Genomic DNA, 21,199 nt, shown 5'->3' with positions numbered 1-21,199 from the left:
TAATGTCTAAAAAGCGCACACGCGTGTTAGAAATGGAATCAAACGTTATTCTAATTGTGCAGTTGTTTTTTACGGCACTTGCGTTTTTGGCAATGGTCGTATTGAGTTACACTTTTATGAGCAGAGACGTTCGAGAGAATTTGGTACGCAATGCGGAGAGCACACTTGACTTTATAGAATCTCAAACCATGTATGACTTACTGGGATCGAAAATAATGCTGAACGACTTTGCTCAAACCATTCGCAATATGATACAACAGCATTATGTTAACGCGGACGAACTTCAAACTTATACTATGAATATGTGCCGATATATGTATTTAAACGAGGGCGGCAAATCACTCCACAGTGGACTTTACGGCTATATTGAAAATTGTTTTGGCAAACCTGTCGTTCTTAAAGGATCCAACGAGATTTTACCCGATAACTTTTCACCGACAGATTGCCCTTGGTACCAAGCAGCCTTAGCGGCAGGCGACAGTGTCGCCGAAACATTATCGTACGGAGACGAAACGATTGATGATATTATTTTGACGTATTCTCTCTGTATTTATGACGATAAAGGCGGCCTTTTGGGCGTTGTGTGCGTTGACGTGAAAATGAATTACATAGGAAATAAAATCGTCAACACCGCTATGGAAAAAGAAACTCACGGTATGCTGATTAGTCAGGACTTGACGTTTATTGTCCATCCCAATCCTGAATTTATTAAAAAGAAAATGAGCGATCCAATCATTCCTCTTTCAAAATTTAAGGACGATATGATAAATAAAGAGAAAATTTCGGAAGAGAAGATAATAACCTGGAAAGGCGAAAACGCCATAGTTTTTTTTAGAAAACTTCCTAACGGCTGGTACATAGGGACTTTAACGCCGAAAGCCTCATACTACTACAACATCAGCAAGATGGCGCTGTTACTTGGATTGCTAGGCTTTGGATTTGCCTCAGTGCTTATTACCATTTTGATTAGCACCAATGCCGCCAAAAACAAATCCGATATAGAAAACAAGCACAAAAGTACGTTTCTATCCAATATGAGCCACGAATTGCGCACACCTTTGAACGCCGTTATCGGTATGACCGCAATCGGAAAAACTTCGGCCGACATCGAAAGAAAGGACTACTGTTTTTTAAAGATAGAAAATGCGTCAAAACATTTGCTCAGCGTTATCAACGATATTTTAGATATGTCGAAAATAGAGGCGAATAAATTTGAACTATCGCCTGTAGAATTCTCTTTTGAAAAAATGTTGCAGCACATTTCGGACTTCATAAATTTCAAAGTAAGCGAAAAGCAACAAGAATTTACCGTACGAATAGACAAATCTATTCCACAAAATCTCATTGGTGACGACCAGCGTATTGCGCAGGTTATAACCAATTTGCTTTCAAACGCGGTTAAATTCACTCCAGAAAAAGGCTTGATTCGTTTGGATACGCGCTTTTTGGGTGAAGAAGACGATATTTGTACTATACAAATTCAAGTTAGCGATACCGGTGTAGGCATAAATCCTGAAACACAGAAAATTCTATTTCAGCCGTTTCAACAAGCCGAAGCGCACACTAAACGCAAGTTTGGAGGCACAGGACTTGGACTTTCTATTTCCAAAAATATAGTCGAGTTAATGGGTGGGAAAATTTGGGTAAAATCTGAACCCGGCAAAGGTTCGACTTTTTCTTTTTTAATCAAATTAAAACGTGGAGAAAAAGACTCGTTTGAAAATAATTTGCGCGGTGTAAATTGGAACAACGTCAAAATTTTGGCGGTGGACGACGATCCTGGCGTCTTGATGTATTTTCAGGAAATTTTGCAAAACTTCGGAATTGGCTGCGACATTGCAGCAAGCGGTAGCGAGGCGCTTGAAATTACGAAGAAAAAAGGCGCTTATAATTTCTATTTTGTAGATTGGCGGATGCCTGAAATCGACGGCATAAAATTGACGGAAAAGTTGCGTGAAGGCGGGTATGTCAGCCGCGGCAAAACGATTGTGATTATGATTTCGTCCGCCGAATTGGGCGTCATTGAAAAAGTCGCAAAGAAAGCGGGGGTGAATAAATTTTTGACAAAACCGTTGTTTCCATCGGCAATTATGAACATTTTGAACGAATTTTTGGAAATTGAGCGGAATACAGGCGGAGAACTATCGAAATACAACGGGATTTTTACCGGCTATAGCATTTTGCTTGCGGAAGATATGAAAGTTAATTGCGAGATATTGCTTGCGCTTTTCGAGCCTACGCTTTTGAAAATCGACTGTGCGGAAAACGGTTTGGAAGCGGTTGAAATGTTTGCGGAATCTTCAGACAAATACGATTTGATTTTTATGGATCTTCAAATGCCTGAAATGGACGGTTATGAAGCTACCAAGCGCATAAGGGCGATGAAAAACATTGATAAAGCCAAAAGTATTCCGATAATTGCAATGACCGCAAACGTATTCAAAGAAGACATTGAGAAATGTATTGCTATCGGTATGAACGACCACGTAGGGAAGCCGATTGATTTTGACGACGTTTTGGAAAAAATGAAAAAATATTTACCGAAAAAAAGAAGACGACCGCCACTCGACAAAGTCGATGATCCAGCGTAAATTAGCATCGCTTTCGTAAACTATTCCGTTAAAAAGCAAATGCGGGGTAAAATTCATTTTACATTTTTTGGCTTCCTCATAATTTTGTGAAAGAATCGAATAAATTTTATTCGTGTCACTCATTTCTTTGTAAATTCGACTTTTATCTATTCGCGCCTCGTAGAAAAAATCGTTAATATTATCTGCGTTAATCCCATCGTTTGTACCTGCGTAAGTACGCAGTAATTCCCACGATTTATTTTGCTCGTTTGCCGCAACAAGCGCAATGTCGCCCAATTGGCGATAAAGCGGCTTCATCGAAATTTTAATTTTTCCTTTTAGAACCCCGTTGGACAGTTCGTAAAGCGGAACGAGTATTTGTTTGCAATTTGGGCAATTTGTGCCGATAAACACGGTAATTTCAACTGGAGAATTTTCATCTCCGCTAATTTTTATCGACGACGGAACAGTTTCGTAAACAATCGTATCAAAAAACGCCGCATTTCGCAGTTTTATTTCTTCAATAATTTCTTTGTCGGCGATTTCTTTTCTAAGCAAGTAGGCGGCAAAATTATAAATTCTTTTTGCCGCGTCACAAATTTTCAGGTGTAATTCGTTTCCGAGCGGATCGTTATGTTTACAGCCCAAAAAAATATTTTTCGTGAGTGAGTTTAATTTCTTTGTTTGTAAAGCCGAAAGTGAATCGGAAAAATTATTGCTTAAAAAGAGTTGCTGTGCAAACACGGTTTTTATAGACATAAAAACCATAATTATTACAATCATTATAATTTCTTTCACGTTTTTTCCATTCATCTAATTTTCCATTCATCTAAATTTCATTTGTGTGGCATATTTAAGGTAAATCGGCAAATTTTTTAGCAGCCGCCAATAACTATGCGGGCATTGAATAAACATTTTGTTATACACTCCGTAAGCGAACGGACGGTTGTAAAATTTTCGTATAAATTCGCCGTACAACTCACTCATTTTCTCTTTGGATTTCATTGTGTAAGGCACAAAAACGGGCATTACGCAGTCGCAATTATTCCAATTTCTCGGAGATTTGTCAAATTCGCCGTGTTCTTCAATTTCGCAGTAAACCGGAGCGCCCGGATACGGAGTAAATGACGTTAAATTCGCATCTTTGAGTGGAAGAGAAACGGCAAAATCAATTGTTTTACGAAACGACTCTTCCGTTTCAGACGGGAAACCCATCATAAATAAGCCTTTGACCCACAATCCAGACTTGTGAAGCATTTCAACGTCGTTTCTAATTTGTTCAAGCGATAAATTTTCTTTGTGTTTATTTAATGTTTCCTGATCTCCTGATTCAATTCCGCAATGAACCATCCAACAGCCGGCTGATTTCAATTCTGCAATTAATTCTTTGTCAATGTGTCCTATACGCACGATGCAGTTGAATGTAATTTTTGGAGTTTTTGTTCTTAATAATTTACATAATTTGCTAACTCTTTCGCGGTTAAGCGTAAATAAATCATCGTAGAACATAATGTGTTTTATCCCAAAATTTTGCGAAAGATATTTAACCAAATCACAAGTATATTCCGGCGAATTCCAACGAAAGCTTGTTTTATAAACCGAACGGTCACAAAAACTGCAATGATAAACACAGCCGCGTGAACTGATTATATTAGCTGTAGGAAACTGCGGATAACTGAAAAGAGCCATATTATATTTTTTTGGAAACCCATCAATTAAATCGTATGCCGGAAACGGCAAATCGTCCATATTGCAAAGAGTTTTCGCCGACTGCGGCTTACCGCCTACGATACTTTTGTCTATTCGTGAAAAAACTCCCGGTATTTCTTCTGTTTTTTTGCTGTCGATAATATCGCAAAAGGCAAACTCACCCTCGCCGACAACGATAAAATCTATCGCAGAATAATTTTGTAAAATCCTTTCTTTAAGAGCCGAAACATGAATTCCACCGAAAACGGTTTTTATTTCCGGTGCAATTTCTTTAAGTTTTTTACAAACGTCGTAAGCGTCGTTGAACGATGGCGTTGTCGCACTAAATCCCACAAAATCAGGTTTGGCGGCGGCAAGTTTTTCAGCCCACTGAGAATTTGTAACTTTCAGATGCGCACATGCGTCAATCAATTGAATTTCATGCCCTTTTTGCCTGATAACGGCGGCAATTGAAGCAAGTCCTAACGGCGGCATAAGTCCGGTTAATTCGTTTATTCGAATTTTTTGGATCGAATTATCGTAACCCCGTGGATAAAAAAGAATATTTTTTTTCATTTTATTACAAATATCGACGGTAACAATTTTGTAAGCCGCCCGCTTGATTTCAGACACATAGCAGCGACGGTTTCAGTGATAATAGCGATAGTTAATAATATGTGTTCAAGATAAGTTAAGAACAAAAAGTTTTGCGTTTTCTCCTCACTTTAATTAATCTATTTTTTAGAAAATACTATCCGCCGCAAATAAAAAAGAGGCAGAAAAAATCCTGCCTCTAATAATAAATTTCTAAAAAGCCGATTATTCTTGGCTTTTTGAATTCAACTTATTGACATTATGTGCATCTTGAGAATTATCAAATAGTGTAATTTCAACATCAGTAGAAGAAAATGAAACTATATCATCAGCTTTTCTACTAAATTGATGACGATGCGAGTCAACAGCCCGTTCAAACGAAAAATATTTTGGGGGCTTGAAACGATTTCGCAAGATTTTTACGCGCTACGATAAGTTGGATTGTGTATTTTCGGGCTTTATCTTTTTTGCTATGGCGATTGATACTGTAATTAGCGGGAACACGCTATAAAGTACGTCCCGTTTTTACCGATATTTATAACGGGAGGATTTACTATGAATATCAACGGGATAACCAGCATAAGCGGTTACGTTTCCATGCTGTCCAAGCAAAGTCAGGCGCAGCGACGAATGCTTGGAGAAAAAGAAAAATATTTTTCGATATTTATGAAACAAAACAACGATAACTATAAAACCGTAAGGCTAGAAAGTATTTTATCAAAACTGAAACAGGGAAGAAAATTATCTTCCGACGATATGGAATATTTAAGAAATAATGCGCCAAGTATGTATGAGAAAGCGTTGAAAATTCAAAAAGAGCGCGAAGAATATCGCAAAGCGCTTGAAAATTGTAAAACGAAAGACGAAGCGCGAATGGTTCATATAATGAAAATGTCGCAGTTCGCGGCTGAAATGAAAAGTGCCTCTTCAAACAAATATGGCGATATTCAATGGATTGATGTGAGAGCCGCGGCGATGTTGAGCGAATTTATCGACTTTGTAAAATCGGACAGATACGGTAAAATTCCAAACGAATACGAAATAGACAGGGAAAAGAATGAAAAATCCGAAGCCGAATTCGAATACCCAACTCAAAACTGCGAAGTAGAAGATGTATATTCGTCCTATGACGATAAAAAACATGAAACAAAAGATGCAAACGCATCGAACAATGATAAAAAAGCGGATAATATTGAACGGTATGGCACGGCAAACGGTTTTGAAATTAGCCAAACGCGGGAAATTCGGCAAATGTCCGCCAAAAATGACAAATCTGCTTAAAATATTTGCAAAATCGTTTTGCAATTGATTATTTTGCAAGCGGAAGGATTACGCTATGCAGAGAAAAAATATTTTATGGATTGACGACGAGATTGAATTTTTTCGAGCTCACATTATGTTTTTAGAGGCGCGCGGTTACAGTGTAACTCCTTTATACAGTGGTTATGACGGCTTATCGGCGTTGCACAAAAATCACAATTTGTACGATATTGTTTTACTTGACGAACAGATGCCCGGAAAGGACGGGCTTTCGGTTTTGAACGAAATTAAAGAATTTTTACCCGATTTGCCGGTCGTTATGGTCACGAAAAGCGAAGAAGAGGACGTGATGGAACGGGCGATAGGAAAAAAAATCGACGGATACTTGACAAAACCGGTAAATCCGAGTCAAATACTGACGGTTTGCAAAAAATTGCTGGGTTCTCAAGAAATATTGTCAAATCAGGTGAAAAATGCATTTGTAAAAAACTATTCCGAAATAAGAGCGAAATTACAAAGCGATGTTACATACAAGGAATGGGTAAAAATTTATCAACAGATTGTAAAAATGGAATTGGATACTCAAGAGATAGAAGATGAAACGTTACGACAAAAGCATTATACGCAAAAAATTGAAGCGAATGAAAAATTTGCGGATTTTTTGATGCAGAATTATCCGGGCTGGTTAATAAATCCACATGTGGACGGTAAACCTGTGATTGCAAATGAACTTCTTGAAAAACATATTTTGCCGGAAATTAAAAAAGACGAAAAATTTGCATTAGTAATTTTTGACTCTTTACAACTTTGTCAATTCGTTGTCATTCAAAGGTTTTTGAGAAAAATATTTCGGTGTTCCGAGATATGCTTTTATTTATCGACAGTTCCTACGACGCTTCCACATGCGCTTTCCTCACTTTTAACAGGGCTTCTGCCGAAAGATTTTGCTTCCCAGCGTCCTGATTTATGGGAAGCGCTTTCAAGCAATTCCAACGTATGGGAAGAGACGGCAAGGTTCGGGTTGAAGAGATTGAATTGCGAAAAAAATGTTTCGTTTTACAATATTCTGAAAGACAATACAAGTTGTGAGGACATTGTTTCGCGAATGTTAAAAGAAAATAATTTCAGTATAATTTTTGCAGATTTTCTTGATTTGATTTCGTTGAACAAGCAGAATAAAATTATGCGGGATATGATTTCAAGCGGTAAAGCATTTAGAGACATGACATCAATGTGGTTTGAAAAATCCGACTTTTATAAATTATTAAAACTCATGTGCGAAAATAACATTACAGTCGCCTTAACTTCCAGCGCCGGTAATATTTTATGTTCGTCGTCCGCCGATCACTACGGAAAACACAGCGGATATTCGAATATGCGGTTTAGAAGCGGAGAATTTATGTTTAGCGATACGCGTACAGGATACTATGTCGCCAACCCTGCAGAGTACGGTTTGCCTTCCAAAAATGAAAACACATCTTTCAACGTTTTGCGTGGGAATTACTGCTTTACAGGACACGGAAGTTACTACGACAATATGAAAAAACAGTTGTATTTTTTTGAACGCGGCGGCGTATCGCTTGAAGAATCAATAGTTCCTTTCGCCATATTTCGCACTAAACAAAACGAAAATGCAGAAATTTTGTAATGTTTGAAATAATAAGCGATTCAGTATCCGATACCAGAAATTTTGGCAAAAAATTAGCTAAATCGCTCAAAAAAGGACAGATTTTTGCACTGAACGGTAATGTCGGTTGCGGAAAAACCGAGTTTATTCGAGGAGTTTTGTCAGAATTAAATCCTGAAATTTCCGTATTGAGCCCCACTTTCTCAATAGTTAATTCATACGAAACAAAAAATTTTACCATACATCATTTCGATTTTTACAGAATAAAAAACGCCGAAGAATTTATTGAAATAGGATTTGATGAATATTTAAATGAAAATTCGGTTGTTTTTGTCGAATGGGCGCAAATGTTTAAAAACGTTTTAGGAGAAAATTGTGAAACGGTAAACTTTAGCGCTATTTCAGAAAACTCGCGAAAAATCGAATCGTCAATTCTGTTTTAACTTTGCAAAACTGCAAATTTCAATGCATCCGTAAGAGTTTTTAACTCTTCGTAAGATATAACAAAAGACGGCATAACGTATGCTACCTTTCCCAAAGGTCTAATCCACGCACCCCGTGAAATACAGTCGTTTTGAAATTTAGAGACATCTATTTTTTCTTTCATTTCAATCGCTCCCATTGCGCCTAAAACTCTTACGTCGGCAACGTTGAGATTGTTTGATAAACTTTTAAGATTTTCGTTCAAATAATTTTCTATATTTTTCACTTTTTCCTGCCAATCCCAACTTGTCAATAAGTCCAAATTCGCTCTTGAAACAGTACAGGCTAAGGGGTTTGCCATAAACGTCGGTCCATGCATAAGCGGCATATTATTTTTACATACGGTCTGAGCGACTTTTGAGGTCGTAACCATAGCCGCAAGCGTCATTGTCCCGCCGGTAAGCGCTTTGCCGACGCAAATTATGTCCGGTGTAATGTCTGCGTGTTCAACAGCGAACATTACACCGGTTCTTCCAAATCCGGTTGCAATTTCGTCACATATTAAAATCAGGTTGTATTCATCGCACAATTCACGGATTTTTTTTAGAAATTTCGGTGAATAAATTCTCATTCCACCCGCACATTGTACAATAGGTTCAATGATTACGGCGGCAATTTCCCGATGTTTTTTTTGAACGATTTTTAATATTGGCAAAAAGTCGTCGTCAGTGATTTCCGCACTAAATCCAAGCGGCGGCGCAGGCGCAAAAATTTGCTTTTGTATTACGTTAATAAAAGTCGAGTGCATTCCGTCCGTAGTATCGCAAACCGACATAGCCAGCCCCGTATCGCCGTGATATGCGTTTTTAAAAGAAAGAAATTTTGTTTTTTTATACAAATTTTTGTTGCACTGATATTGAATCGCCGTTTTCATTGCAATTTCTACAGCCACCGAGCCGCCGTCTGCAAAAAATACATGTGAAAAATTCTTTCCAAGAAGTTCAAGAAGTTTTTTCCCGAGCTCAATCGCCGGTGAATGCGTCAGTCCTCCAAACATAACATGGCTCATTTTTTTTGCCTGATTTGATAGCGCATCGACAAGTATAGGGTGTGAATATCCGTGAATGGCCGACCACCAAGATCCAACTCCGTCAACCAACTCCTCGCCCGTATCCAAATATATTTTGCAGCCATTCGCCGACAAAACCGGATAAACTTTCGCTGAATTTATCGCCGGCGCATAAGGATGCCATAAATGCTTTTTATCAAATTGCAAATCTATCATAAATCCTCAAACATATCACATGTTAATCAAAAAATCAATAGCGTAATCAAAATAAATCGCAAGCGATTTATTCTCAATATTTTTTATAAAAGGAACGTTTGCCAAAACTTTTACGCCTGTCATATATTGAAATGTTTCGACATTGTCTCTCAATATTGCAATATCCGTTTCTGTTTTTGGCTCCACAGTCTGTGAAAAAATTGCTCCGGCGATTTGTAATCCGTGTTCTTTTGCGCAGTTTACAGTCATAACCCCCAAAGAAATTGCTCCGACACGATTAGGGATCGATAATAACACCGGACATTTTAGCGCCTTCGCAAAATCCGCATTTGTTCCATACTTATATATGAAAGATTTTTGTAAACCTAAATTGCCGCACGTAATCGGGGTATAAATTCCGCCGGCGGTTTCAATAAAAAACAAATCGTAATCATTTGAAACTTCTATAATTTTTTTTACAATTTCGTCCCAATCAATACTGATATTTTCCAATTGAGACGCAAGGAGCGGAGAGGATGGAGTTTTTAGTTTGCACAAAACCAATTTTTCGTAAATTTCTGTTAAGACGTTCAATTTTGCCGTACTGAAAGCAAAGTCCAAATCTTTGGAACGCCTGTCACTACAGCCGGTTTGTATGGGTTTTGATGCAATCGATCTGATTTTTTTATTTATCGCAGATGTTAAAAGTCCGCTTGTCGTAATCGTTTTTGCACAATCGGTGTCTGGGGCAATAATCACAAATTTTTTTCTCATAAAATCGCCTTTCTTTATAAAAATAGTTTATCGCATATGGAATTTAGTAGATTTAGTTTCAAAATCACTCGGAAAGGAATAAATTAGTGTCAATAGTAGCGGAATACGCAACAGAATTGCATAAAAAAGAGCCGAAAATTATCTTACAAGGCAATACGCCTTATACTATGCCGCATAAAAATAATATAGAAAAATTAAAAAATATAGAAGCTGCGATTTTTGATATTTACGGAACTATAATAAACTATTGTCCTACAATTTCTCGGCTAAAAGATGAAAAAAACGAGTACCAGTTAAATGTTTTCTTGAAGACCGCTCAGGAATTCGGATTTACAAAAACGTTAAAAAAAATAGATAATACATTGCCGCCGAATATTACTCTTGCAAATTTTTACACAGGACTTTTGTTGATGTTAAGTGAGAGAGGCGAGGTAAACAAAAAAAAGTTTTACGAACCGCAGGTTTTCGAGATTTGGAATCTTATACTGTCTATTCTGTGTCGAAACGGCTACGAAATAGGCAAATACATCATAGGCGAGCGTGAAGATTTTGCAAAATGCATAGCGTATTTTTTCCATTTTTATTCTTTTGGACGTTCGTCGATTTTTGAAAATTGTGCAAACAGACTTTTTGAATTGAAAAGAAAAGGAGTTAAATTGGGGCTTTTAGCAAATACGCAATTTTATACTACTATGGAATTGTCGCTTTATCTTCGTGAAGACGAAGTTTGCGACGATTACAAGGATTTATTTGACAACGATTTGTGTTTTTTCTCTTACGATTTTAAAATGACAAAACAGAGCGGCGTTTTACATCAAAAATTGTTCGACACGCTTTATGATCTACAAATTCTTCCGCAAAATACTTTATTTGTTTCTCAAAATATCGAGGATTTGGTTCAAGCAAACGAGTTGGGATTTAAAACCGCACTGTTTGGAGAAAACAAATTGCAAAATAATAATTTTATTCCTGATGTTTCATTTAAAAATTACTCAGTTTTGTAAAACGGGTTGTAAGGCGATAAATCACATTTTTACATCTTAATAAAAAAAGAGGATTTTGTTCCGCATATTTCGTCTGGAAAGTATTATATTTTCTGAAAACTTTCGTACAAAAGCAGGGTTAAATGACAAGAATTGAACAGGCAAGAAAAAATTTAATTTCCGACGAACTCAAAATCGTTGCCGCACAAGAGAATATTGATGTCAAAGCGATAATAAAAAAGATTGCCGACGGAAGTATTGTTGTCGTCAAAAATAAATTAAGAAACATAAAGCCGCTCGTTTTGGGTGAGGAAACAAAAATAAAAATCAATGCGAACATAGGAATGTCCTCTTCACAAACAGATATTGAGAAAGAGTTGGAAAAGATGCGGATTTCTGTGAAATACGGAGCGGACGCGATAATGGATTTGTCAACGGCGGGCAATTTAAAAGAAATGCGCACAAAGCTTATAAAAGAATGTCCTGCCGTAGTTGGTACGGTTCCGCTTTACGAAATGGTTTTTCAAGCAAAAGAAGCAAGAAAATCCGTTCTGGACTTAACCGCCGACGATATGTTTGAAACAATCCGTGACCATTGTCGGCAAGGCGTGGATTTTTTGACGATTCACTGTGGAGTGACCAAACAGACGGTAAACAGGTTTCACGAAGTAAAGCGGCTTGCCGGTGCGACGTCGCGGGGCGGTACTATAATTATGGAATGGATTCATTACAACAGAAAAGAAAGTCCGCTCTACGAACAATACGACCGATTGCTTGATATCCTCAAAGAGTACGATGTTGCGATTTCTTTGGGAGACGCGTTTCGTCCGGGTGCGACCGCCGACTCTACGGACAGAGTACAGATTGAGGAATTATCAATTTTGGGCGAATTAGTAGATCGTGCAAGGGATAAAGGCGTAGGAGTTTTCGTCGAAGGACCGGGACACGTTCCGCTTAATCAGGTTGTCAGTAACATTCAAATTCAGAAGCGTCTTTGCAGAAACGCGCCTTTTTATGTTTTGGGACCGCTTGTAACCGATATTTCTTTGGGATACGACCATATTTCCGGCGCAATCGGCGGAGCGCTTGCAGGACTTGCGGGTGCGGATTTTTTGTGTTATCTTACTCCTTCGGAACATTTGCGGCTGCCGTCTTTGCAAGACGTAAAAGAAGGAGTTATCGCCTCGGTTATCGCCGCCCATGCGGCGGATCTGGCAAAAGGAAGACCGGACGCCGTTGCAAGAGATAACGCGATTTCCAAAGCGAAAAAGGAATTGAATTGGGAAAAAGTTTACGAGTTGAGCATTGACAAAGAAAAGGCGCGCAGTTATAGGGAATCAATGGAATTAAGCGGTGAAAACAGCGATGTTTGTTCAATGTGCGGAGAATTTTGCGCGATGAAAAGGTCGAGTAAAATAGAATAAAACGTAATTTAACAAAAGAGAGGCAAATATGAGCAGAACAACGAAATTATTGTATGAAAGCGCGTTTGGTCATTCTGAAGTAGTGGGGTTGGCGGATAAGAATCTTCGCCGCGCAGTGCTAAAAACAACGATTTTTCTAGGTATAATAATGACGATTTCATTTTCTTCATATACTTATAAAGAAACAGGAATTGTATCGGAATATTTGTTCCGTTTATTTGGGATTACTTTGCCTTTTATCGTAAGTTTTATTTTAATGAGTAGAAGCCCCGGAATGTTTTTCCCGACGTTACTTGTCTTAGTTCCGCTTTTTTCGATTTTCGTTTCGATGTTTTATGCCGGAGGAAGCGGGCTGTTTCAAGGATTATGGGTACTTTGCATTCCTTCTATTTCGGTTTTGGCCGGAATAGAAGCGGCGATAATATTTTGTTCGATTGTATTCGTATCAATGTTATCAATATGCTTTATTCCGAATTTTGGCCATGAGTATCCGCATGAAGTTTCGTTTAGATATTTAGCTGTATATGTAACGAATTGTATCCTTATTTTTGTTTATACGATTTCAAGAAACAGATTACATCATGAATTTGTTAGAGAACTGAAAGCGTTTGGGCAAATTGATTCGCTTACGGGACTTTTTAATCGACGAGGATTTCAAATCTACGCGGAAGAACTTTGGAAACAAGCGGTCGAAGATAAATTGCCGTTATCAATATTAATTATCGATATTCATAACTTCAAAGAAATTAACGATAAATACGGATACCAAATCGGCGATTCTTTCCTTATAAAATGCGTAAAAATTCTTAAACATAATACTAAAAGCTCGCTTGATTTAATAGTTCGCTCAAGCGGAAAGGAATTTTGTATGTTTTTATTTAATACGACGCAAGAAGAAACGAAAAATATCGCCCAAGAAATAAAATTGAGTATAGAAAAAGAAATCTTTACGCTTGACGATAAATTAACCGGTGTTTCAGTTCAAGAGGGAATTGAGTCTGTTGATTTTGCTAAAAAAGATGGAAAACAGCACGTGACTTTAAACGAAATGATTATATCCGCCAGTCAAAATCTTCAGTAAAAAGTCAATTTCCTCTTGCATTGTTTGGGATTTCTACGACTTGGCGGTATAAACGATGAATAAATTCGTTGTCAGACGTATTATGAACCCTGTCTCCTATAATATATTCCGTTTGACCGTATATCCCTTTTCCTTTTTTTTGCCCTTTTACGAGCAGGGCGATTTCAACGTTGCGAACATTATTTCTTTTGACTATCGTACCGGTAACCGGATTTGCGTTATCAAATTTTGAAATCCACAGGTCGTCGCCGTTTTCGCTAAACCTGAAATTCAACGCGACAATGTTTGACGCCATATATGTAGTATCCGGAATTCCCCATTCGCCGAAAATTAAGTGGCTAGCGGTTTGCCTCATTGTCCATAGTTCACGAATTATAACGTTATTGTCTTCGTCAAGATAATATTTAACTCTTTCTCTAGCGATTCTTTCACCTTTTTCATTCGTCCTTATTCTAAAAAATTCAAGCGTATCGCTTTTTGTGTTTTCACCGTCATAAAAAAAGAACGCGGCGGAGTTTCCAGTCATAGTATGCCTGCCGAATCCGACAACCGAATCCGTTCTTGTATAGCCTACGCTGTCAATATTACGATTCGGCTTATCGCCGTCATATTCAAAATACGCCTTGTACCCCATAGATGCGATATCTCTTGACATAGCGGTCAGGCAATCTCTGGCGCCGTATTGCGCTTTTGCAACAGATCTTCCATGTAAATAGCCGGTTGTCGCTCTTGAGATAACTTTAAACGCTGCGGTAATAACAATCAACGAGACAATCATGTAAATCATCAGTTCGACAAGCGTAGTTCCGGTATTTTTTTTATTTTTAGTTTTCATAAAATTTCCTCCGAATATTACAATTCAAGCCAACGGTTGCCGTTCCATTTAAACAATCTTATGTTATTATCGTGTTCTGGGCGAACTATGGCGTAACCTATTCTTTTTATTGAATTATTTTTTAGATAAATAAGTCCTTTATTTATTGAGCCGATTTCATCGTTTTTAAAGATTATTAAGCTATTGGTAACAGTTGTCGATGTTCCTGGTGTAAAAATTCCATTTTTTTCGATAGTATTATTCTCATTCTTATCGACATTAGAATCTTGCTTCCAATCGCCGTTTATATCGTCATTTACGTCAAAAGAAACGTACGCCGCCGCATTATCAAAATCGCTCATCCCGTCGGGTTTACCGATTTTAATCGTTTTAGCGATATCGTTTTGTTCCGGGAATAAAGTCGCTTCTTCATCAGGATCGCATTCATAGTTTGAAGGTTTAACATCTTTGAAAATTTGAAAAGCGGTTTCGGGATGGGGATTTAATTTTACCAAATATCTAACATTGTCCCGCAACGCAAAACTTTTTATAAGTTTCAATTGATTATAAAAAGCGACTACTTTTTCTTCGCCCTTTTTTTCAAGAACATAGTCTTTTATGCTTATGGTAACCGTTGTCGACAATATTCCGATTATTGTTACCACAATCATCAATTCCAATAGCGTAAAACCACGTTTTTCATTTTTTATTTTCATAAACCGATTCTCCGTCAATGGACATTATACTATTAATATACATTATTCCCAATAAAATAATTAAGAATTAATTTATTTTGATTAAAAATTCATGTTCAATACCCAATTCTTGCGGCAATATATCCGCTTGCGGCAACGGCGACAATTCCCGTTAAAGCTATAAAAATTCCAATCCACATTCGATTTTTGCGCTCTTTCGCTTTTTTTTCAAAAGCGGAATCCGTTTCAACTTTTCCTTTTAATTTGTCTTTAACGTGGCGGTAATAGTGCCGCCGCGAAGTCGCCGCAAGCGCGATTATCATCCCAATGAGTAAAAATAACACCCCCGATAAGAAAAAATAATCGCTCAAATCACGTAAATCATTTGAATTGCCGCAAGTAAGCCAAAGCAGGATCGTTCCGAAAACACAAATAATCAAAGACGCTGCAAAAATAAGTAATTTCTTTTTCATTTTTTCTCCTCTTCAATTTTTTCAAACACTTTCTCTTTCAGTATTTGCACGATTTCTTCAATGCCGTTATTTTTTTTGACCAGACTAAAACACCTTTCTCCAATTTTCAGCAAATCGTTATATTTCCCCTCGTATTCGTAATAAATTTTTGAAATAACCTGCGATAATTTTTCAATGTGTTCTTCCCGAGAAGAATACGAATAATCAAAGAAAAGAGATTTATCTTTTATGTCTTCAAGCGTTCCGATCGCAGGCGAAACTATCGTTCTCTTATATGAAAACGCAAGTATCGCCGTTCCAGAATTTAACATTGTTTTTGTATCGTAAGGCGCGGCTAAAACATGGCATCTTGAAATATACTCTGGAATTAAATTATCGGGAACAAACTCGTTTTTTATGAAAATATTAGCCGTGTCTTTCGTTAAATTTTCCAATTCTTCAAAATAATTTTTACTGCATTTTCCAATAATTTTCAGGTGCAAATTTTTAAAATTTAATTTTTTTGCAACTTCAATTAAAATATCGACGTTTTTATATTCTCGAATACCGCCCAAGAATAAAATTTGCAATCTTTCATCGCCGAGTTGCAAATTCTTAGGCATCTCTCCGTAATGACCACAGTAATTCGGAAGCGGAACATATACTGTTTTTGGAGATAAATTATTGTTTTTTGTTAAATATTCCACGACTTGTCGGCTGCTTTGCGAATGAATTATTATGAAATCCGACTTGTTCGCCAAAATTTTCATCATAAGTTTCGACAATCCGGCAAAACGTCCGCCATGCGGCTCTTTGTTATGAAGCGTCCAAATAATTTTTACCCTGTTGAGACGTAAAATAACTATTGTCAGAAAGCGAAGCGAAAACCAAAAAATTTTTTTTGTGAGTAATTTTGAGGGTGTTATATTTTCATACCAATTCAAGACGATAAATTTCGCACAAAACAGGTTTTTTATACCGCGCAAATGAACAATTTCACATTCTCCGGCAATTTCATAAGCGGATTTCATTATGTCGATATATGCGTTTTCCGAGCGGTTAAGCGGCGTAAAAATTATTTTCATAATCAATAAGGATCAATAAACGTTATTGTTTGTTTTTTTCCACTGTTGACCGCCGCTCATTCCGAAATTAATTCGTACAAAATTTTCTCTTATGTTTTTTTCAATATCGCTTCTTCGTATTCCGGTTTCAACGGAAAAATCCAAAATTCCTTTGCTGCCGAGCGGAAGTCCCATTCCAAGCGAAACAGAAGATTCCATATCGCCTTTTATCGGAAGTTGACGAAATGCTAACCCGCCGCTGTATCTTACTTTTTGAAAATAACGCGGAGACAACAAATTGGGCTGCGGTATAAATTCCGTTCCCGCACAAATAGCGAAAGCGTTTGACAACAAATTTGTTTCATCCGAAAGCTGCCAAGCGTCTGTTTTATATGTATTCCAGAAAGTCATAGACGCATCGGCCGCTAATTTGAGTTTTTCGCTGAAAATCCAAGATACGCCAAAAATGCCTGACGCCGGAAAGTGTGTTTGATAAGTCGTATCAAAAACGGCTTTATCATGTGCGCTCGTTTCATTATAATCGCCGCTTACATATTGTAATCTTTTTATTGTTCTATGAAAATTTAAATCTGCGGCGACCGGACATGTTACGCTTAACCCCAAACCCAATTTTCCGAATTGTCCTAAAACTCCGCCTCTGATAGTGGAATTTAATTGATCGTAGTATATTGAATCGACATCTGAAAATACATTGGCGTCTCTGAACACGTTGCTTCTGCAAAAACGATTTTTGTATTGCCCTATTTGATATGTTGCGCCTATTGAAATTTTTTTGAACAATTCTATGCCCCATCCGAATTCCCATGCGGAAAATGTCGTATAATTTTCAAACGTTATAGTTTGCATAATCGGAACCGTATCTTTAGTTGAATTTATTAAAAGAGAATTTTCAGAGTAAGAATATTTATTTGAGCCGTTCTGTTTAAAACTTACGCCGATTGTGCCCGCTTTTCTCATAGGAAACGCAAATCCGATAAATGTCGGCGAAAAACTTGAAAAATCCGCATAATCGTCATACTCATAAACTCGCGTATAATTACCGTTCACCGCTAAAGAATAAACCGATTGATTTATCGCCCCCAAATTTCCGGGGTTGAGCGAACCGACAAAATACGGCTCTTTTATCGCAGCCCCAGCTCCTGCGATTCTAGCGGATGCGGTACTTAACGGATAAGAAATCCCTGTAGGATAACGAAATCCTAAAAGCGACTGCGAAAATGAAAAAGTTACAAAGATTATTAAAATCAGAAATTTCTTTTTCATTTTCTATCCGCCTTTTCTTGTTTGTAATATATAAGTAAAATCAACGGCGTTTTCTTGTTTGAAATATATTCTTCCCATTCGCCTGTCGTCAAGCCATAAGTATAAATATGTGTGTGGCGGAGCGTCCTTTTCGTAAATTTTATAATCATAAAGGCAGTCCATAAGCGTTGAAGCGAGCGGAATTGTTATCGACATGGAATCTCGTCTAATGTGAGCTGAGTTTATACGTCTTTTGCCGGAAAGTGAAAATAGTTCTTGCGGCGTCATATTCGCCGTATCAGCAATAACGTATATTGGAATCGAATCGCCGTATTGAAACGGGAAATCGGTTCGTGAATCCAAAGGAAGCGTTAGATTCGCGGCTCCTATGGTTAGATACCGTTCTTCATTTATCTCTTTCCAAAAATCGGATAGATTCAAATCAATCTTTGCCAACCTTTGCAGTCCGCCGGAAATTACGGGAATCGCGTCGTCTAAATTATCCTGTGAATATGAAATTACGCTTTTTTCTTTGAACGGTATATTTATGTATATACGCGAAGTATCCGAAATTTTTTTATACGAAATCCTTATCGCCGGCGAAGAAACATGCAAAACGTTGTTTTGCTGACAGGAATTTTTGTCAATCCGGAGATAAATTGAGAGCGTGTCCTTAAATTGTTTAGATTCTTCCGGCTGTTCGTATGTGTACATAAAATCGCCCAAATTATTCTTTCCGCCTACAGCCCTCAGCCCGCGCGTACTTGGAACTTTATCAAGCGGTAATATATACGAAGTTCCGCTTTGTAAAAGCGTATCCGGGATTATTTTTCCTGTGCCGTCGTCTCTTGCGTTTACAAACTTTTTGTTGTAAATAACGCTGTCCCAGTCAATAGCGCTGTGTTTATTAACTTTAACGCTGCGATCGGTTCTATAAAACATGGTGTCGATAATGTTAAAAATTATCGTGTCGTAAACAGACCCGCCGTAGCCGGACGCGTTATCTTTAACAGTCGTCCTTGTGTGAATTATATTCCCCGCATTTCTGTACACATCCTTATCCTTTTTGAGCAGGGTAATCGTTTGCGAAATTCTCGTGTCCGTATTATTATCGTCTTTTTTGATGTCCGCCGAGTCATAAAAGAACGTGCCGATAAAATGTTTCCAAGAAATAATCGTATCCGTCTGCCAAGTTTTACGCCCGTTTTCTTTTGACATTCTTAAAGTTGTTTGGTTTACTTCCGCTTTTGAATAATTTTTACCGGCTGTCGTAGTCTTAAAAATCGAATCTATTATAATGGTATCTACAAAATTCGTCCAATCGGCGCTATATCTATGAACGATAGTGGAATCCGTCACAGAATCCTTTACGTCTCCCGCTTTCGGCCATTTCCCTTTCATCAAATACGATTCGATTGTCAGCGGAACGGAATTAGTTAAACTTTTCGGATTTACAGCGACAAAATTTAACGGGAAAAGTTCTTTGCTATCGACTTTTGTCGATGGAGCGCTGTATTTAAGCAGCATTCCGACTTCGACGCCGACTTCATCGTAAGAGTTATATCCCGTAGTATTTGTCCAAACGAGATCGGCTCTAATGGATTCTTTATTTACGGCGGAAGAACACGCTAAATCATACAATATTCGGTGCAGCCTTAAAGAAGTGTCTGACGGATCTACAAAATACGAAAGTTTTAGAATCGTTTCCTCGTTTTCCCAGTTTCCAATAGCCCATTGCGACGGAGGTTTCCCGCCGTTTTGAAGATAGTCGTCATATATATGAAAACCGGAAAGCGCATCCGAAACGCTTCTATACGAATCCGCAGTTTGTGAAAGCAAGATTGTTTTATACACGCCGGGATCCATATTGTCCGGCGCTTTTTTTTGAACTATATTTTTGCCTAAATCGCTTGTTTTGTCAAGATTTGAGCAAGAACAAACAAAAAATAAAGTCGATATAAAAACAATATTGCAAAATTTATTCATTTTTTCCTCAAAAAACATTAAATCGCGGATAAAATACTTCTTGCCGAAATTAAATTGCGGAATTTGACGACAAATATAAAAATTCCCGATTCACAATGCACATATTTTTGTTCTTTCGCATTGTTTTGAAAATCATAATCCTTTCAATCCGGAAATGTTAGTTAGAATTTCCTGTAAAATACCATTGTAAAATACTATTTTATATTCTATAAAAAATATAATAAAAAATTACTTTTACTACCGGCGAGAAATCACAGGGGATTTCAATGTTTCAAGACCCGATGTTTCTTTTTTTTCTTTTTTTAAGCGGATTATTCGCCGGTTTCGTCAATGTTTATGCGGGCGGCGGAACTATTTTAACCGTTGCGATTATGGTTTTTCACGGCGTTCCTATTTCCACGGCCAACGGAACAAATCGAATAGGCGTACTGGCGGCGGCTTCGGCCTCGACTTATACTTTTTTTAAAGACGGGATAATTTCTGTAAAAAAGGCGTTGAAAATAGGTTTTTGGGCGATCCCCGGCGCGATTGCCGGAGCGTTGTTTTCGGTTAATTTAAACAACGAAGTTTTTGCTAAGATTTTCGGATTTATCGTAATTTTTATCGCCGCTTCGCTTTTTATTCCGAATAAAACCGATAAAAACACAAAAGAACTTAATCCTTTAGTTTTGGCGATTTCTATGTTTTTGGTAGGAATTTACGGCGGATTTGTTCAAACGGGCGTAGGGCTTATTCAAATGGCGGTTTTCAAACATATCGCAAAGATGGACCTGTTGAAGACCAACGCTTATAAAATGGCGAATACTTTAGTTTTTACAATTCCCGCAGTCGCCGTTTTTGCTTTCACAAACTCAATTCTGCTTGACTGTGCGGTCGTACTTGCCGTTTCAAGCGCAATCGGTGCGAAAATCGGTTCGGTTCTCGCTATAAAAAAGGGCGAGAAATTTATCAAAATCGTTATGTTTTTTGTGTTGACGATCATAGCGTTTATGTTTTTGACCGACGTGAAATAGCGCAGTGAAGCAATCCAGAGTCGTCGCTTCACCCATTATTTGCTTATAGGTTGCTTCGTCGTTACACTCCTCGCAATGACGGATTATCTTAAATTACTGTTTTCATCTCAATAAATTTTCAGATTTTCATCAAGAATTTCAACATTCTCACCGCTTGGACGCAATACTCCGATGCCTTGTCTTAACGCTTCTTCTTCCGTATTATCTTCAAACGACATTCCCG

Annotated in this window: 18 protein-coding genes; 8 read left to right on the top strand and 10 right to left on the bottom strand. The window is 37.7% G+C overall.

Annotated elements, in window-relative coordinates; translation table 11 throughout:
* Positions 1-2 precede the first annotated feature (2 nt).
* On the top strand, positions 3-2,591 hold the full coding sequence (locus LBH98_02620) for a response regulator (protein MDR0303651.1): 2,589 nt from the start codon (positions 3-5) through the stop codon (positions 2,589-2,591).
* Here the strand turns inward: LBH98_02620 and LBH98_02615 are convergent.
* Positions 2,538-3,383, bottom strand: coding sequence for a thioredoxin domain-containing protein (locus LBH98_02615; protein MDR0303650.1), 846 nt, complete (start codon positions 3,381-3,383; stop codon positions 2,538-2,540). The genes LBH98_02620 and LBH98_02615 overlap by 54 nt on opposite strands.
* 12 nt (positions 3,384-3,395) lie before the next feature.
* Positions 3,396-4,892 carry a B12-binding domain-containing radical SAM protein gene (locus LBH98_02610; protein ID MDR0303649.1) on the bottom strand — a complete coding sequence of 499 codons (1,497 nt, stop codon included), beginning with the start codon at positions 4,890-4,892 and terminating at the stop codon, positions 3,396-3,398.
* Between the two features lie 516 nt (positions 4,893-5,408).
* Between LBH98_02610 and LBH98_02605 the strand changes: the two genes are divergently transcribed.
* From LBH98_02605 to tsaE, 3 genes are read left to right on the top strand one after another with little or no spacing between them, the layout of a single operon-like run.
* On the top strand, positions 5,409-6,134 hold the full coding sequence (locus LBH98_02605; GenBank protein MDR0303648.1) for a hypothetical protein: 726 nt from the start codon (positions 5,409-5,411) through the stop codon (positions 6,132-6,134).
* A 55-nt stretch (positions 6,135-6,189) separates the two neighbouring features.
* Positions 6,190-7,761 carry a bifunctional response regulator/alkaline phosphatase family protein gene (locus LBH98_02600; protein ID MDR0303647.1) on the top strand — a complete coding sequence of 524 codons (1,572 nt, stop codon included), beginning with the start codon at positions 6,190-6,192 and terminating at the stop codon, positions 7,759-7,761.
* Positions 7,761-8,183, top strand: coding sequence for a tRNA (adenosine(37)-N6)-threonylcarbamoyltransferase complex ATPase subunit type 1 TsaE (gene tsaE, locus LBH98_02595; GenBank protein MDR0303646.1), 423 nt, complete (start codon positions 7,761-7,763; stop codon positions 8,181-8,183). Before LBH98_02600 ends, tsaE begins: the two co-directional genes overlap by 1 nt.
* On the opposite strand, the gene bioA is transcribed toward tsaE, so the two are convergent.
* Both bioA and bioD read right to left on the bottom strand, forming a co-directional pair.
* Positions 8,180-9,448, bottom strand: coding sequence for an adenosylmethionine--8-amino-7-oxononanoate transaminase (bioA, locus tag LBH98_02590; GenBank protein ID MDR0303645.1), 1,269 nt, complete (start codon positions 9,446-9,448; stop codon positions 8,180-8,182). The two genes, tsaE and bioA, sit on opposite strands and share 4 nt — an antisense overlap.
* Before the next feature lie 15 nt (positions 9,449-9,463).
* Positions 9,464-10,201: a dethiobiotin synthase gene (bioD, locus tag LBH98_02585; GenBank protein MDR0303644.1), complete on the bottom strand. Its 738-nt coding sequence runs from the start codon at positions 10,199-10,201 to the stop codon at positions 9,464-9,466.
* An 86-nt stretch (positions 10,202-10,287) separates the two neighbouring features.
* On the opposite strand from bioD, the gene LBH98_02580 reads away from it, so the two are divergent.
* The 3 genes from LBH98_02580 to LBH98_02570 all read left to right on the top strand — a co-directional run bounded on the left by LBH98_02580 (position 10,288) and on the right by LBH98_02570 (position 13,689).
* Positions 10,288-11,205 carry a hypothetical protein gene (locus LBH98_02580; GenBank protein MDR0303643.1) on the top strand — a complete coding sequence of 306 codons (918 nt, stop codon included), beginning with the start codon at positions 10,288-10,290 and terminating at the stop codon, positions 11,203-11,205.
* A 122-nt stretch (positions 11,206-11,327) separates the two neighbouring features.
* The gene (thiC, locus tag LBH98_02575) at positions 11,328-12,608 is read left to right on the top strand and encodes a phosphomethylpyrimidine synthase ThiC (GenBank protein MDR0303642.1); all 1,281 of its coding nucleotides are present in this window, start codon (positions 11,328-11,330) and stop codon (positions 12,606-12,608) included.
* 28 nt (positions 12,609-12,636) lie between these two features.
* Positions 12,637-13,689 carry a GGDEF domain-containing protein gene (locus LBH98_02570; GenBank protein ID MDR0303641.1) on the top strand — a complete coding sequence of 351 codons (1,053 nt, stop codon included), beginning with the start codon at positions 12,637-12,639 and terminating at the stop codon, positions 13,687-13,689.
* 4 nt (positions 13,690-13,693) lie between these two features.
* On the opposite strand, the gene LBH98_02565 is transcribed toward LBH98_02570, so the two are convergent.
* The 6 genes from LBH98_02565 to LBH98_02540 all read right to left on the bottom strand — a co-directional run bounded on the left by LBH98_02565 (position 13,694) and on the right by LBH98_02540 (position 19,963).
* Positions 13,694-14,524 carry a PilW family protein gene (locus tag LBH98_02565; protein MDR0303640.1) on the bottom strand — a complete coding sequence of 277 codons (831 nt, stop codon included), beginning with the start codon at positions 14,522-14,524 and terminating at the stop codon, positions 13,694-13,696.
* Positions 14,525-14,541: 17 nt separating this feature from the next.
* Positions 14,542-15,219 (bottom strand): type II secretion system GspH family protein, encoded by a 678-nt coding sequence (locus LBH98_02560; protein ID MDR0303639.1) that lies wholly within the window; start codon positions 15,217-15,219, stop codon positions 14,542-14,544.
* A gap of 95 nt (positions 15,220-15,314) precedes the next feature.
* Positions 15,315-15,671, bottom strand: coding sequence for a hypothetical protein (locus tag LBH98_02555; protein MDR0303638.1), 357 nt, complete (start codon positions 15,669-15,671; stop codon positions 15,315-15,317).
* On the bottom strand, positions 15,668-16,735 hold the full coding sequence (locus LBH98_02550; GenBank protein MDR0303637.1) for a glycosyltransferase: 1,068 nt from the start codon (positions 16,733-16,735) through the stop codon (positions 15,668-15,670). The genes LBH98_02555 and LBH98_02550 overlap by 4 nt, the downstream gene beginning before the upstream one ends.
* A gap of 12 nt (positions 16,736-16,747) precedes the next feature.
* Positions 16,748-17,998, bottom strand: a complete 1,251-nt coding sequence (locus LBH98_02545; protein ID MDR0303636.1) for a hypothetical protein — start codon at positions 17,996-17,998, stop codon at positions 16,748-16,750.
* Positions 17,999-18,001: 3 nt separating this feature from the next.
* The gene (locus LBH98_02540; GenBank protein MDR0303635.1) at positions 18,002-19,963 is read right to left on the bottom strand and encodes a hypothetical protein; all 1,962 of its coding nucleotides are present in this window, start codon (positions 19,961-19,963) and stop codon (positions 18,002-18,004) included.
* A gap of 266 nt (positions 19,964-20,229) precedes the next feature.
* Here LBH98_02540 and LBH98_02535 point away from each other — a divergent pair, with 266 nt between their 5' ends.
* The gene (locus LBH98_02535; GenBank protein ID MDR0303634.1) at positions 20,230-20,976 is read left to right on the top strand and encodes a sulfite exporter TauE/SafE family protein; all 747 of its coding nucleotides are present in this window, start codon (positions 20,230-20,232) and stop codon (positions 20,974-20,976) included.
* The last annotated feature ends 223 nt before the right edge of the window (positions 20,977-21,199 follow it).

The sequence above is a fragment of the Chitinispirillales bacterium genome (assembly GCA_031254455.1).
Taxonomy (GTDB): Bacteria; Fibrobacterota; Chitinivibrionia; order Chitinivibrionales; family Chitinivibrionaceae; genus WRFX01.
This window is presented reverse-complemented; position numbering and strand designations above follow the sequence as displayed.